Consider the following 13,702-nt stretch of genomic DNA (forward strand, 5'->3'; position numbering starts at 1 on the left):
GGGGTCGGCGACGCGGAATCCGGCCATCTCAGGCCACCACAGCCGGCCGCCCTGGGCGACCTCACGGGTGGCGCTGAGTTGGACGCCCAGGGCGAATCGGGCGTAGAAGCGAATCTCGTCGCGCGGCTCTGTGATCCCGAACTCCTCCGACAGATGCTCTTCCCGAGCACGTACGCGTACGGGATCGCAAGGGCGATCCATCGCGCGAGTGCTTCCGTGGCCGCTCGATCGGTGTTCAGCTACTTCAGATGAAGCTCTACTGCTCGTCGAGGAAGACTTCTTCGATCGTCAGGTCGAACACCTTGGCGATGCGGAAGGCGACGGGAAGGCTCGGGTCGAACTTGCCTTTTTCGATCGCGATGATGGTCTGCCTCGACACACTGATCCGCTGAGCCAGATCAGCCTGTGTCCAGTCACGTTCGGCCCGGAGGTCCGTGATGCGGTTCTTCATCGGTATCTGATCATGCCAGCGGCGAAAGCGATCATGAAGACGACTCCCAGGAGCGCGGGCAGAACCGCGATGTTGACGTCGTACGTAATGAGGCCGGCGGCATCCGCGACGACATAGGCGAATCCGACGACCCACCCTGATCCCAGGGAGATGGCCAGAGCCTCCTGCATGACCTTGCGCTGCAGCTCATCGATCCTCTGAAGAAAGCGAGTGAAGGCGACGATCCATCCGATGCCGATGGCCAGGTTGACGGCGACCGCGGCCCAGCTTGCCACCGGATGCCGAGAGTTCCACACGAGTTCCGGGCCGAACTTGGCCGAGGCGAGGGTCGCCGCCCAGGCGAGCGTCCAGAGTACGAGCCGGATGGTCGCCTTGGCCGGCTCCCGGTAGTCCCCGGTCGTGGTGCGTGCTTGCACGGGTCATCCTCCTGCGGCACGAAGTAAAGGACACTTGACACGGTAGGAGGAGGCCGCCGCGATGTCAAGCGTGCTTTACTTCGGCCGGGTCGCCCCTCCGTCAGGGCACCATGGGTGATGAACGTGGCTGTGACTGTGGAGAGCGGATCAGGCGACCGAGCGGATCTTCCCTTCGATCACCGGACGCAGCGTCGCCGCCAACCGGTCGCGTGCCTCGATCTGGGCGGCAATGCGCTCTTCAAGGACGGCAAGGCGATCCAGCGCGACCTGAATGCCCCTGTCCGACGGTGGCGCGGCCACCACGTCGCCATCCAGGCACGGCGCGAACGCATGGACATCTGCCAGGGTGAGGCCCGCGGCCAGCAAGTGACGGATGTTACGGACCCGTACCACTACGTCCTCATCGTAGATTCGATAGCCGTTGGGCGCCCGCGTGGAGGTGATCAACCCTTCATTCTCGTAGTGCCGAAGCGCACGCGCGGACGTGCCTGTGGCCTGCGCCAACTCGCCGATGCGCACTGATCCCACCTCCGCCGCCAGTCTTATCACGCGACCACCGCGCCACCGTCTACCGGGAGCACCGCTCCCGTGACGAATGAGGCCTGCGGCGAGGCGAGTTGCATGATCGCCCACGCCACTTCCTCCGGGCGGCCGATCCGCCCCAGCGGCGTGTGGGCCATCTGCCACTCCCTGACCGCGGCCCTCCGCTCAGGCGACAGCCCTTGGTGTTCACCGATCGGGGTATCGATCCCGCCGGGTGCCACCGCGACCACCCGAATCCCGCGTGGCGCCAACTCCACCGCCCAGCTTCGGGTGAGCAGTTCCAGGGCGACCTTCGTCGCTGCGTACACCGCGTTGCCGGGCCAAGCACGCTGCCCGATCGACGTGCTCACGTTCACGATCACTCCGCCGCGCATTTCCAGCGCGGGCAACGCGGCCTGCGCCAGCAGCATCGGCGCGACCAGGTTCGTGGTCATCTGCGTTTCGATCAAGTCTCGGGTCAACATCCCAAGCGTCGCGCTGCGAACGATGCCCGCGTTGTTGACCAGCATGTCCAACCGGCCGTGTGACTGCATGACGCCGCGCATGATCTCCTGCGCGGCGTCCTCGGCGGTGACGTCAGCGATCACCGGGTGGATGCTGTCATAGCCGGTCGCGGTCTCTGCCAGCGGCTCGGCCCTGCGGCCCACCGCCACTACCTGTGCGCCTTGCCCTGCGAGCATCCGCGCCGTCGCACGGCCGATGCCTGTGCCGGCCCCGGTGACGATGGCCACCATGTCCTGCAGTGAGCTGTCCATGCGGGAGATCTTTAGACCATGACGCCAATGGCAAGGTCAAGACGGCAATGCTCCAAACGGGAACGCAAGGCGGCCCCCGGCATGCCGACCTCTCTCGGGGTTCAGGAATGCCAGTCCTCCAAAGTGACTCACGAAAGCCGGCGAACATCACCGTCTCTGAGCTTGGACGAGCGCCAAGCGGACACCGGCCAGACCTCGTCCACACCCGGCAGCGACGCGGTCATGGTGGCCGTGCAGGTGGATTCGAGAGCCCGGAAATTGACGCTACCCATCCGCATCGATATCTGTAAATATCGATGCGAATGGTGCTGGAAGTGGCGTTTGGGGCCATGTGATGACAGGTCGGCTGGTGCGGTGCACCAGAGCATCATGCGGTATGTCATGTCAAGGGGAGACCTAACGTGCGCGACTCGTCAGTACGTCTCAACCGGATCGATGATTTTTGGTGAGCCCGGCGTCGCCCCGCCTGGCGCCGGCCGAGTACGGGGGCACGCTCGTCCGGCATCGCATCAAGGTCACCAAGGGGCCAGGTCGGCCCCGAAGGCAACTGCGGCTGCTGACCCTGTGGAAGACGGCGCCTGATGCGCCGGCTTCGAGAGTTGCTCTTCCGTCTGATGCCCTCGGACACGTAGGCCGGCCCAGCTGTACCTCTCGCTGCGCGCTCTCACACGAGCACCGCTACCCCCCGGAGGCATACCCATGGAGTTGCTCGTACTTCTGCTCGTGCTCTTACTGGCGGCCGCCAACGGAGCGAACGACGTACCGAAGGGTGTCGCCACGCTCGCCGGCGCGGGTGTGACGAAAATCCGCACGGCCATCGCATGGGGCACGGTAGCCACCGCCCTCGGCTGCCTCGTCTCGTTGACGCTGGCCTCGAAGATGACCGCTCTCTTCTCCAAAGGAATCGTCTCCGCCAAGCCCACCCCGGCTTTCACGGTCGCGGTGCTGATCGGAACCATATTCTGGGTCGTCTTGGCCACGGTTCTGAAGTTGCCCGTCTCCACCACCCATGCCCTGGTCGGCTCGCTTCTTGGTGCCGGAAGCTTGTTCGCCGGCTCCGCGGTCGAGTGGAACGGACTGCTCGGGAAGGTCGTGCAGCCGCTGCTGCTGAGCATCCTGGTGGCCTACGCCATCTCCGCCGTATTAGGAATCATCACCCGGAAAGCCGTGACGATCCGTACTGCGAGAAAAGAAAGGATCCAGGCTCCGGTCCCCGACGGCGATGCGGCGCCGACCGCGACCATGACGACGCAGGTCGAGCCGACCAAAGCGCAGCAAGCCATCGGGATCGCTCACTGGGCGACAAGCGGCCTGGCGAGCTTCGCCCGGGGCCTCAACGACGCGCCCAAGATCGTTGCTATCGGCTCCTTCGCGCTGGTGGGCGGCATGACCCCGACCAGCCTGCTCTTCGCCGTCACCGCGGCCATGGCCATCGGAGGTCTCGCGGCGGGCTCCCGCATCGCCGACCGGCTCGCGTACTCCGTTATCAAGATTCCTCATGTCGAAGGTTTCACCGCCAACCTCACGACCGCGAGCCTCGTCGGACTGGGCGCCATGTTGGGCTTGCCCATGTCGACCACGCAGGTGTCGGCAGGGGCCATCTCCGGCATCGCGGCCAATGATCTCTCCAGGCTCAACAAGAAGACGGTCCGTGACCTTCTGATCGCATGGTTGTGCACACCGCCCGTCGCCGCCGCCGTAGCCGCAGGAGCGTATCTGCTGCTCTCTTAGCGGGCACAGCAGACGGAATTGCCACCGTTCCAGCCGGCGGCGGCAATTCCGGAGCGGCAGAAGGCGACAGCGACGTTCGCATCAGATCTCAATCAGCGGCCAGGGCGTCCGGTCCAGCGAGGACATCTCCCGGCTGGTGGCGCATTCCAACACGGTGGTCACCGAGACCGTCCCGCCACCAGATCAGGCCGGTCATCCAAGAGGGTGCGACCGCCATGGACGGCATCTTCCCGATGCCGAAGACCCGTCGCCTCCAGCTTGTCTCCCACGCCCCGTTTCCGTGATCAGGAGCGGTGCGTTCTGGCTGGTGGGCGCTACTGGGTTCGAACCGGCGACCCCTCGCCTGAGCCGGCCCAATGCGATCTGTGGTTCCCACCGGTGAAGGTACCGGTGGTAACCGGGCAGAGGGCGGGCCTGCCGGTGATGGTGATGGTCTGCGGGTACTCGCGGTGGCTGCTGGTAAGGATGCCGCCCTCCCGGGCGGCCGGTGACCTGTTCGCCGGGATGTGGACCCTGCTGCGCATGCTGGGCGCCGCGCCCAAGACGCTGGTGCGGGACAAACGAAAGCGCGATGACAGGGAGCCGGGCAAGCGATAGACGGCGGGCGTAATCTTAAACTCGCGGTGTTGGCCCGCTGGTCGATGTGACGACCCGCGACGGACAGAAGGCCGTAATTACGGAGGGTGATGAATGAGTCGCGTCTCGCGAGCAGAAGCGAAGGTCAACCGAGAACGGGTGGTGGCTGCGGCCTCTCGGCTGTTCCGTGAGCACGGTGTGGTCAAAGTCGGCATCGCGGATGTGATGCAGTCGATCGGACTGACCCAAGGCGGCTTCTACAAGCAGTTCGCCTCGAAAGATGCTCTCGTTGACGAGGCGGCTGCAAAGGCCTTTGCCGACAACCTGCAAGACCTCGTGGCTCTGGACCACGAGGCAGGGGGGCATCAGGCGGCGTGGCAGTCGCTGCTCGAGTCCTACTTCTCCGTCGAGCATCGCGACAACCCCGGCACTGGTTGTCCCGCAGCCGGTTTCGCGGGCGACATCGCGCGTGAGCCCGAGCACAGGGAGACCTACGCCAGGGGCGTCCAGGAACTCGCGGAGTGGATCACGCCTGGTGACGCCGGCCTGGCCGCCTATGCCACGCTCGTCGGCGGCATACTTCTTGCCCGTGCCACCGCAGGAACGCCTTTGTCGGAGCAGATCCTGCAGGCGGCACATGCGGCGGCGGCGAGGGCCGCCGACAGTGGTCAACCGGAAACCGCTGACGTGTAGGCCACCTCGGTGTGCTTGCCCTCTTGGTGTCCCGCAGGGCTGTGTGCGCGGCGCCGGTGTTGCCGGCAGTCGCCTCCGCGTTGCCCGTGCTGATGGGGCTGACCGTTACCTCCTCCGGCGGATCCGTCCTCGCAGGCGTGGACTCGGGACGCGATCGCGCCGCGGTGACCTCAGTCGGCGCGGACGCCCGCGTGCAGACCTTCGGCGCGTGTTCGTCACTCACGCGTCCGCCTTTCGCGATGTGATGCGCCGTTCGGGTTCCGAATTGGACGGAGTGCAGCCGTCAGGCTGTGCGTGGCCGAACGAGTACGTGTTCGTGAGATCGATGACGTGAAAGCAAGCCCCCACGCGCAACGGCCCTGACCGTAGGGGTCAGCGCCGTTGCGTCTTCAGCTCCCGGGCCGTTCACCTGGCCGGTTCCGGTCGGGATGACGACGTCACTCGGAGGCGCCGGCCGCCGCGACCGCGGCACGTACCTCCTGTGCGAACCCCTTCACGGTGTAGCCCGGGGGCAGGCTGTCGATCAGGACGATGTCCGAGATCGCGTTGCGCACGCGCAGCGGCAGGATCGCCTGGTACTCGGGCGAGCGGTACCAGGCCTCAGCGGCCGCACGGTCGGGGAACTCCATGAGCACGACCAGACCCGGCCACGAACCCTCGATCACGTCGGCTGTTCCGTTGGCCAGCCACTTCCCGCCGAACGGCTGGACAGTGGCCTCGACCTGCTCCAGGTACGACAGTCCCTGCTCGTTCGGGACGTCGCCAGGGATGCGGAGATGGTTGATCAGGTAGGTACTCATCGGAGGTTCCTCTCGCGGCGGCTAGGCGTGGTGGGCACGTAGCGACAGTTAGATTACTGACACAATCTAACTCAGTGGGCGGCGATTCGCGCAACCGAGATGTCGGCCATGATCCAAATGAGGGTGGTACCCCATCGAGGCGATCATCGACACTGCGCAGGCCTCTTGGATTGTGAGCGTAAGCACGAGATGCGGCCGGGCGGACAACTTGATCAAGTCGCGCCGCCGGCAGGCCGGGAGGGGTTTTCCCTTGCGGGAGGGTGGCTTGCCCTCGCCTCATAGATAATTGGTGACATCTATCACGTGGACGCGCGGGCGGCGACCCGGCACTCTGGTGGGAGTTTCACCGGCAGGAGGGTGTCGGCGACTTCCTGACCGCCCTGAGCGGACTCCAGCCGGAGCGTGAGCCCAGGCTGCCCCTACCGCCCGCCGGCCGCGTCCGCCGCGGCCGACGGGCCCGACCGCTTTCCCACGGCTCCGCGGGTTGCCGTTCGTGGGCAAGCAGGAGATGCGATCTCGTGACCTGGTTCATTACGGACAAGCCCGAAGTGTTTCGCTCCGAGGCGGGGCCTTTTCTCGCCGCGCGTCCCGATCTGCACACCATGCTGCTGTCCGGACTCGACACGATCGAGCAGCTGCGGTCCGGGGGTGAACCCCCGCCCACGGTGCTGGGCTGGTGGCGGGAACCGGATGAAACAGCGACGACGGCCGCGTTCGTGTGGATGCCACCGCACCTGCTGACCGCGAGCCGCCTTTCCCAGGCCGCGGCAACGTACCTGGCCGGACTCCTGGCCGCCCGAGCTCAGCCGTTTGAGCTCCTGGCCGACGACTCATCGGTCCGCGCCTTCTCCGAAGCGTGGCAGACGACCACCGGCTCCGCGCCGGAGAGCGGACCGCACCTGCGCCTCTATCGTCTTGGCCGGCTCGTGTGCCCCGACGTCGCACCGCCTGGGGCACCGCGGACGGCGACCGACGGTGACCGGGCTCTTCTCCACGACTGGTGCACCCGTTTCGTTACGGAAGCCGGCTCGCTCGGAGCGGATCTCGACGCATTCATCGACGAGCGGATGAGCCGGCGCGGTTGGCGGTTGTGGACGGTCGGGGACGAACCAGTGGCCATGGCCGCCATGACGTCGGTGGTGGCCGGCACGGCTCGCCTCACCCCCGTCTACACGCTGCCCGGCCAACGCGGCCGGGGCTACGGCTCCGCCGTCACCGCAGCCGTTTCCCAAGCAGCCCGCGACGCCGGTGCGGAACACGTACTCCTCTTCACCGACCTCGCCAATCCGACGAGCAACAGCGTCTACCAGCGCATCGGATACAGCCCCGTCTCGGACTACCGAATCGTGGTGCCCTGACACCGCAAGATCAACCAATGGCTGTTCCGGGCAGGGCAACGGCTGGATCACACCGTCAGCGAGGCACCAGTGTGAAGTCGGCATGACCGCCATCACGCCATGGTGATGCCCGAGGAGCCACCCGCCCCGGGCAGTTCGTCACCGACCCCTGTAGCCGCCGCGGGAGCGCGGGTCGCCGATCGCCGATCGCCGAATTTTGATTATGCTCGACATCTAACTGTGTTGGCGCTGACAGCCAGGTCGGGGACACGACTGCCAGGGTCGGCATCTTCCCGAGGCCCGAAATCCTTGGTCACCCGGTTAGTCGCCCATGCCCCGTTTCCTAGATCGGAGACGGGGCGTTTTGGCTGGTGGGCGCTACTGGGTTCGAACCAGTGACCCCTCGCTTGTAAGTCAAACCGGACAGTGGTGGGGCCTGCACCATCACCCGCTCTGACCTGCCCATACATTCCCCAGCAGTCCCCCACCGTCCAGCCTTGTCCACGCCCGTTGTCACCCAGTTTGTCACCCAGAACCCAGGTCACAGCTGAACCGTTCAGACGGGAGGATCCTCGCTGGCACCAGTGACACACTCGGATTTCGGAGGTTGCGCCTCTCGGTCACCGCGGATAACTGCCCCACATACGCCAAGGCGGCGTAGACTGGCCAATCTCGTTGCGCCCCTCGGTCTCCACGAAGGGCGACTGCCACCGGGCCGGATGCCGGGCGCAGCACGGAGAAGCGCGCGATCGTTCGGCTGGGCATTCGAACTCCTACAGGCCCTCGAACTGATAACCGACACCCGTGGTCGGAGCACAGCCGGCAGGGACGGAACGACGAGTTGAGAGCAAGTCCACCTCGGCGCCGACGGCAAGATCCTTCATAGAACTCGGTGTCCAGCGTTACGGCACCGTCACCCGGCCCGCATGTCGCGTTCGGCGGAGAATTTACGCATAGCCGCGCCGATCACCTCTTCGAGATACCGCACGTCCTCCTCACGAAGATCCCTACGCGCCCTGAGCAGAGGGGCGAGTTGGACGAGGAGTTCAGGTTCGTGTTGCAGGGCATCGGCGTCCTCGGTCATGAACTCTTCCGCGGGTACGCCAAGCCAGCGTACGAGGGCGGCGAAGGCGTCGACGTCGGGCCGATAGTCATTGGCCAACCGGGTCATGGTCGAGGGACTGACCCCGACCTCTGTTGCCAGTTGTCGCCAGGACCGGTCACGCTCGCGACGGGCTATGTCGAGCGCGGCGTAGAGCTTCGGCACGTCGATTCGGGTTCGCGGCATGATGTCGTGCTCCTGTTTCGGCGTGTCTTTATTTCTATCACCGTTCGACATCTCGAACACCACCCGCTATGGTTTGCTCGAAAATTCGAACATGTTCGATGATCGCGCGTCCGATAGTGGTGGCGATCGTCATGATCCGGGTGCCGCGCCACCCTCGGTCTGCCCGTTTGGCCGACGACACGCGAGGATCAGCGGTTTCGAGGAGGATGAATCCGTGACGGAAGATCTGCCGAACATGGGTGTGGTGTTCTGGCCCGTGGGGACCGGCGACAGTACCACGATCGTGGTGAGCGAGGATGTCGTCGTGCAGGTCGACCTGCACGACATGGCTAAGGCCGACGACGATGACAATCCCGAGGTGCCGGTCGTCGACCGGCTCGTGGAGGCACTCCCCACTGTCGGCGATCGGCCCTATCTGGCGGTATTCGTCCTAACGCACGCCGATAAAGATCACTGTCTGGGGTTCGCGGACCTGCTGAACAAGGTCGACATTGGCGAATTGTGGGCCACCCCGCGCCTGTGGCGCGAGTACGAGCAGGCCGCAGACGAGAAGCTCTGCGAGGACGCCAAGGCGTTCCAGGACGAGGCCGAGCGACGCGTCAAGGCAGTGAAGAAGGCGATCGAGGAGGGCAAGGAGCCCGTCAGCGGCGACCGCGTCATTGTGATCGGCTACGACACCGACCACGACAAGCACGCCTACGACGAGCTCCCCGAGCAGTACAAGTCCGGGCCCGGCAAGTCGATCACGACCCTGGACGGACAGTCGTGCGAGGGACGATTCGAGGCGTTCATCCACGCACCGTTCGCGGCCGACTGCGCCGCCGAACGCAACGACACCTCGGTGGCGATGCAGGTGGCACTCACCGAGACCGATGGGGAGACCGGCAAGATCCTCCTGTTCGGTGACCTCGCCCATGAGACGATCATGAAAATCTTCACCTACAGCGAGAAGCACAAGCGCAACCACTACCTAGAGTGGGACGTGCTCCTCGCACCCCACCACTGCTCCAAGAAGGTCATGTTCCTCCCCCAGGACGGCAAAGACGTGCTGCAGCAGGACATCATGGACGCCTTCGCCCGGCATTCCCGCCACGGGGCCATCGTGGTCTCCAGCAGCGGGGTGATCCCCTCCAGCGACGAACCTGGGAAGAATCCGCCGCATCGCAAGGCGGCCGATGAGTATGAGGAGATCGTCGACGAGCTGATCTGCACGATGGAGTGGCCGGACGCGGGCGCCCCTACCCCGGTCGTGTTCGCCGTCGACGCCGACGGTGCTCGCGTCCTGCGCGAAGCGACCGTCGCCTCCGCCCGCACGGCGGTCACCGAGGGCAAGGCCTTCCGGCGCGGTCGGCGCCTGGCCGTCATTACGTCAGCGGCCACCGCGGTCGGTTGTGACATCGCCAAGGCTCGGGGCCAGACCTCCAGAGGCCCTGACAGGATCCGTGCCGCGATCGCGGCCGACCGCGGAGCTAGCGACGTCGCCCCCCCGCCCGTGGGATTCGGCCGGTGAGCCATTCCGGCTACGAGCTCGCCGCCCGTCAGCTCGCCGCTTTAGCCACGGTGAGCAACGGTGTCGTGGAGGTGCTGCCCGAACGTGCCGAGAAGGAGAACGATCTGGTGATCGCCCTGGACCTGCGCGATATTCCGCGCGGTCCGGGTATCAGGCTGCGCAGTCGGGAACGATTCCGGCTGATCATTCCGGACACGTTTCCGTTCACGCCCCCCACGGTACGGGTTCTCCACGACCGCTGGCGGGGGACTCCCCATGTCAACTGGGGCAGCCACCTGTGCCTGTACGCGGCCGCGTCGGTGGAATGGAACCCCTCCGACGGGATCCGCGGGCTCCTCGACAGGCTGGTGACCTGGCTGGAAAGGGCCGCTGCGGGCACCCTCGACCCCGATGGGCAGCCGCTCCACCCGCCAGCGGTGTACCCGTCAGCAGAGGCCGGCCACATCATCGTCCATCCCGACCTTGGCCCGCGCGCGCCTTGGGAGCAGCACGCCACCCCCGGACCTTCGACGATGTTCGCCTGGTGCATCAGAGACTTCGGCCGCATCGAGGTACTCGAATGGCTCAACGAGCTTGAGGCCTTCGAGCGCGTCCTCTCTGAGGACGTTCGGGCGGTCGACGAGCAGGGACGACCGTGTTTCCTCATTCCCGTCATGCTGGTTAACGACCACATCACGTGGGAGTACCCATCCAGCGCGAGCGAGCTCGCCGCAGGACTGGAGAGGATCGGCTACGCACGTGATTCCCTGTTGCGGGACCTCACCTGGAGCAGCAGGCTGAACCGGCTGCTGCGGTGGACGGAGGATCCCGAAACCGACGATCCCAACGCCGATCCCGTGACCATGCTGCTAGGCACCCCGTCCAGGCGAATCGAAGGCGACACGAGACTCGCGCATCTCGTCGCCTGGAACCTTGATGCCTTTGGCGCGGACATCGCCTCGTTGCTGGGACGCGCCGAGGAACTCGACAACAAGGAGATCACCGGCAAGGTCCGAGACTTGGCCCACAGGTGGCTCGACACCGCGGCCGTGCGGTGGATGACCGTGCATGAGGCCCGCCCCGAGGTCACCCGTCGCCGCGATGAGGGCACGCCTTTGTCCTGGTTGCACGGAAAGCGGGTCCTCGTCTTGGGTGTGGGCGCATTGGGCGCACCCGTCGCCGAACATTGCGTCCGGGCCGGCACCAAGACCCTGACGGTCGTCGACCGGAGGACTGTCAACCCCGGCATCCTGGTCCGCCAGCCCTACACCTACAACGACATCGGCCAGTCCAAGGCACGTGCCCTCGCCGCCCGGCTGAACACCCTCACCCGCGAGCCCACCACGATCGCTGTCCACCTGGACGCAATCGCCATCCTCGTGGCCTCCTCGTTCACCCCAGAGGACTTCGACCTGGTCATCGACGCGACGGCCGACATCGGCGTGCGTGCCGCCCTAGAACGAGCGCGAAAGGGTAGCCGGTACGACTGGCCACCGGTCGTCACAATGATCATCGGACATCGCGCTGATCATGGCCTGCTCACTGTCTCGTCCCCCATGGCCACCGGCGCAGGCCATGACGTGCTGCGGAGAACCGCGATTCGTGCGCGCGGACCGCAGGAGAGTACATGGAAAGACGTAGCCGACGACTTTTTCCCTGACCCGCCCCGCACCGAGATGTTCTTTCCGGAGCCCGGTTGTTCGGCACCCACCTTCGTCGCCTCCTCGGCCGACATCGGCAACCTTGCAGCCAGCATGATCATTCAGGCCCTTAAGATCGTTTCGACCGATCCTCGCGAACGGGCGGCGATGACAGCCGCGGCGGTGCACCAGCCTTCCGTCCGGGCACGAGGCCACACGCGTACCCCTCTCCTCACCTGGGACGACGATCTGATCTGCGTCGACCCGGAATCGGGCTATGAAGTGAGAATCTGCGGGGACGCCCTCGCCCAGATGCGGATCGAGACCCGTCGCGGCGCCCGCGTCCGCAGCCCCAGGATCGAAACCGGCGGAATGCTCCTTGGCGCCTTCGACGACGCGGTCGGCGTTGTTCATATCGATGTCGCCACTGGGCCTCCGCCCGACAGCCTCCTGTCGGAGGAGTACTTCGAGCATGGGGCCGTCGGAGCCCAGGAACTCATCGATCACCACAATCGACGTACCAAGGGACTCACTACCTTCGTCGGAATGTGGCATACCCATCCCTATGGGCAGGCACGACCGAGTGCCATCGACGAAGCGGGCATGGCGACGATCACCTCCTTCGTGGGAGGAAGCCGACGTGCTGTGATGCTAATCCTCGGCGGGCCCGAATTCGTATGGAACGCCTGGAGGGGCGGCGCCAGCAACCCGCACATCTACGTCAGAATCGTTGAGAACCGGCAGCCAGCGAACACGGAACCTCAACCCGGCCAAACAGATCGTCCCCCCGGCCGCTACTTCACCGGCGGTTACAGCTATCCCGCGTCGGAGGCGGATGGCCAGGTACAAAGACGCCGCCTTAGATGGAGATGCTGGTGAACGACAAGCCCGCGATCGGGCTCGCCCTATCCGGCGGCGGCTTCCGCGCGACCGCTTTCGGGCTGGGGGCCATGCGCACGATGCACGACTGCGGTCTGCTCTCTCAAGTAAAGGTCGTCTCTGGGATCAGCGGCGGCAGCCTCCTTGCCGCCATGTGGGCCTACGGCCCCGCCAACTTCGACGAGTTTGATGACGACGTCACCACCCTGGTCAGGCGAGGCCTGCAGGGGGAACTCGCCAAACGCGCGCTAGCGCCGCGGCGGATGATCAAGGGCATGGCCAGCAAGATCCAAGCGTTCCCCGGACTTCCCGGACAGCGGCTCCGCACACACGCCAGGACCGAGGCCCTGGTCGCCGCGCTCAAGGCGCGGCCCTTTGGCTCCCGGGACATTACTGACGTCACCCACCCGAACCTGGCCACGGTCATCACCGCCACCGACCTGATCACCACGAACGCCGTCCGGTTCGGCAGCCACGCCAGCGCCTGCTCGGCCATCGGACCCATACGCGGACCGATCCCGGTCGCGGACGCCGTGGCCGCGTCTGCAGCGTTCCCGATCCTGCTGCCTTCTCTTGTCAGGACTTACGAGTTCCAAGATAACCAGGGGCGTACCACTCCCCACACGGTCGCGATGACCGATGGCGGTGTGTACGACAATCTAGGCCTGAGCGCACTGCAACCGGGCCGCTCTCGAGCTCATACCGAGCACGTGTACGACCTCGACTACGTCTTCGCCATCGACGCCGGACGAGGCCGGAAGACCAAGCACGGCGCACCGTACCTCCTGCCACGGCTGGCACGCAGCTTCGATATCACATACAACAAGACCCAGGACGCCGCCCGCGCACAGCTGAATTTGGCGGCCCAGCACGGCACCATCCGCGGCTTCCTTCACGCCTACCTCGCCATGCAGGACCGCAACCTGCCCGTACCAGTCGCCGACTACGTCTCTCGCGAGAAGGTCATCACCTACCCGACCAACTTCCGAGCCATCCCGGCCGAGGATTTCCACAACCTGACGATCCGAGGCGAGCAGCTCACCCGAGTCCTCCTCGCACACTACTGCCCGGAACTCCGTGTCCTGACCTGATGGGAGAGGTCTA

13 protein-coding genes are annotated in these 13,702 nt (G+C 65.6%); 7 read left to right on the forward strand and 6 right to left on the reverse strand.

Annotation, left to right across the window (positions count from 1 at the left end):
* Nucleotides 1-256 precede the first annotated feature (256 nt).
* The 4 genes from IEY93_RS12455 to IEY93_RS12470 form a co-directional block, all read right to left on the reverse strand.
* A complete protein-coding gene (locus IEY93_RS12455; RefSeq protein WP_189163179.1) occupies nt 257-451 on the reverse strand; it encodes a helix-turn-helix transcriptional regulator in 195 nt (64 codons plus the stop codon).
* Nucleotides 448-867: a hypothetical protein gene (locus tag IEY93_RS12460; RefSeq protein ID WP_189163180.1), complete on the reverse strand. Its 420-nt coding sequence runs from the start codon at nt 865-867 to the stop codon at nt 448-450. Before IEY93_RS12460 ends, IEY93_RS12455 begins: the two co-directional genes overlap by 4 nt.
* A gap of 147 nt (nt 868-1,014) precedes the next feature.
* On the reverse strand, nt 1,015-1,386 hold the full coding sequence (locus IEY93_RS12465) for a MerR family transcriptional regulator (RefSeq protein ID WP_195826252.1): 372 nt from the start codon (nt 1,384-1,386) through the stop codon (nt 1,015-1,017).
* A gap of 26 nt (nt 1,387-1,412) precedes the next feature.
* Nucleotides 1,413-2,165, reverse strand: a complete 753-nt coding sequence (locus IEY93_RS12470) for an SDR family NAD(P)-dependent oxidoreductase (RefSeq protein ID WP_189163181.1) — start codon at nt 2,163-2,165, stop codon at nt 1,413-1,415.
* A 699-nt stretch (nt 2,166-2,864) separates the two neighbouring features.
* On the opposite strand from IEY93_RS12470, the gene IEY93_RS12475 reads away from it, so the two are divergent.
* The 3 genes from IEY93_RS12475 (at nt 2,865) to IEY93_RS12485 (ending at nt 5,165) form a co-directional block, all read left to right on the forward strand.
* Complete coding sequence (locus IEY93_RS12475; RefSeq protein ID WP_189163182.1) at nt 2,865-3,896, forward strand: inorganic phosphate transporter; 1,032 nt, start codon at nt 2,865-2,867, stop codon at nt 3,894-3,896.
* 390 nt (nt 3,897-4,286) lie between these two features.
* Nucleotides 4,287-4,493, forward strand: coding sequence for a hypothetical protein (locus IEY93_RS12480; RefSeq protein WP_189163183.1), 207 nt, complete (start codon nt 4,287-4,289; stop codon nt 4,491-4,493).
* Between the two features lie 93 nt (nt 4,494-4,586).
* Nucleotides 4,587-5,165 carry a TetR/AcrR family transcriptional regulator gene (locus IEY93_RS12485; protein WP_189163184.1) on the forward strand — a complete coding sequence of 193 codons (579 nt, stop codon included), beginning with the start codon at nt 4,587-4,589 and terminating at the stop codon, nt 5,163-5,165.
* A gap of 437 nt (nt 5,166-5,602) precedes the next feature.
* On the opposite strand, the gene IEY93_RS12490 is transcribed toward IEY93_RS12485, so the two are convergent.
* Nucleotides 5,603-5,965 (reverse strand): DUF1330 domain-containing protein, encoded by a 363-nt coding sequence (locus IEY93_RS12490; protein ID WP_189163185.1) that lies wholly within the window; start codon nt 5,963-5,965, stop codon nt 5,603-5,605.
* 518 nt (nt 5,966-6,483) lie between these two features.
* Here IEY93_RS12490 and IEY93_RS12495 point away from each other — a divergent pair.
* Nucleotides 6,484-7,323, forward strand: a complete 840-nt coding sequence (locus IEY93_RS12495; protein WP_189163186.1) for a GNAT family N-acetyltransferase — start codon at nt 6,484-6,486, stop codon at nt 7,321-7,323.
* A gap of 892 nt (nt 7,324-8,215) precedes the next feature.
* On the opposite strand, the gene IEY93_RS12500 is transcribed toward IEY93_RS12495, so the two are convergent.
* Entirely contained in the window at nt 8,216-8,653 is a 438-nt protein-coding gene (locus tag IEY93_RS12500) for a helix-turn-helix domain-containing protein (RefSeq protein ID WP_229691078.1), read from the reverse strand.
* 28 nt (nt 8,654-8,681) lie between these two features.
* On the opposite strand from IEY93_RS12500, the gene mblB reads away from it, so the two are divergent.
* Genes mblB through IEY93_RS12515 form a run of 3 tightly spaced genes read left to right on the forward strand, consistent with a single transcriptional unit; the run spans nt 8,682 to nt 13,689 of the window.
* On the forward strand, nt 8,682-10,100 hold the full coding sequence (mblB, locus tag IEY93_RS12505) for an anti-phage 6A-MBL system MBL-fold protein (RefSeq protein WP_189163187.1): 1,419 nt from the start codon (nt 8,682-8,684) through the stop codon (nt 10,098-10,100).
* Nucleotides 10,097-12,598: an anti-phage 6A-MBL system cap2_3 protein gene (gene cap2-3 / locus IEY93_RS12510; protein ID WP_189163188.1), complete on the forward strand. Its 2,502-nt coding sequence runs from the start codon at nt 10,097-10,099 to the stop codon at nt 12,596-12,598. The genes mblB and cap2-3 overlap by 4 nt, the downstream gene beginning before the upstream one ends.
* Nucleotides 12,595-13,689 carry a patatin-like phospholipase family protein gene (locus IEY93_RS12515; protein WP_203968797.1) on the forward strand — a complete coding sequence of 365 codons (1,095 nt, stop codon included), beginning with the start codon at nt 12,595-12,597 and terminating at the stop codon, nt 13,687-13,689. Before cap2-3 ends, IEY93_RS12515 begins: the two co-directional genes overlap by 4 nt.
* Nucleotides 13,690-13,702 lie beyond the last annotated feature (13 nt).

This window comes from Sphaerisporangium melleum, assembly GCF_014646695.1.
Classification (GTDB): Bacteria; Actinomycetota; Actinomycetes; order Streptosporangiales; family Streptosporangiaceae; genus Sphaerisporangium; species Sphaerisporangium melleum.

Coding starts and splice junctions, on each gene's coding strand:
- IEY93_RS12455 (WP_189163179.1), bottom strand. CDS start 451: ATGAAGAACCGCATCACGGACCTCCGGGCCGAACGTGACTGGACACAG.
- IEY93_RS12470 (WP_189163181.1), bottom strand. CDS start 2,165: ATGGACAGCTCACTGCAGGACATGGTGGCCATCGTCACCGGGGCCGGC.
- IEY93_RS12475 (WP_189163182.1), top strand. CDS start 2,865: ATGGAGTTGCTCGTACTTCTGCTCGTGCTCTTACTGGCGGCCGCCAAC.
- IEY93_RS12485 (WP_189163184.1), top strand. CDS start 4,587: ATGAGTCGCGTCTCGCGAGCAGAAGCGAAGGTCAACCGAGAACGGGTG.
- IEY93_RS12490 (WP_189163185.1), bottom strand. CDS start 5,965: ATGAGTACCTACCTGATCAACCATCTCCGCATCCCTGGCGACGTCCCG.
- mblB (WP_189163187.1), top strand. CDS start 8,682: ATGTTCGATGATCGCGCGTCCGATAGTGGTGGCGATCGTCATGATCCG.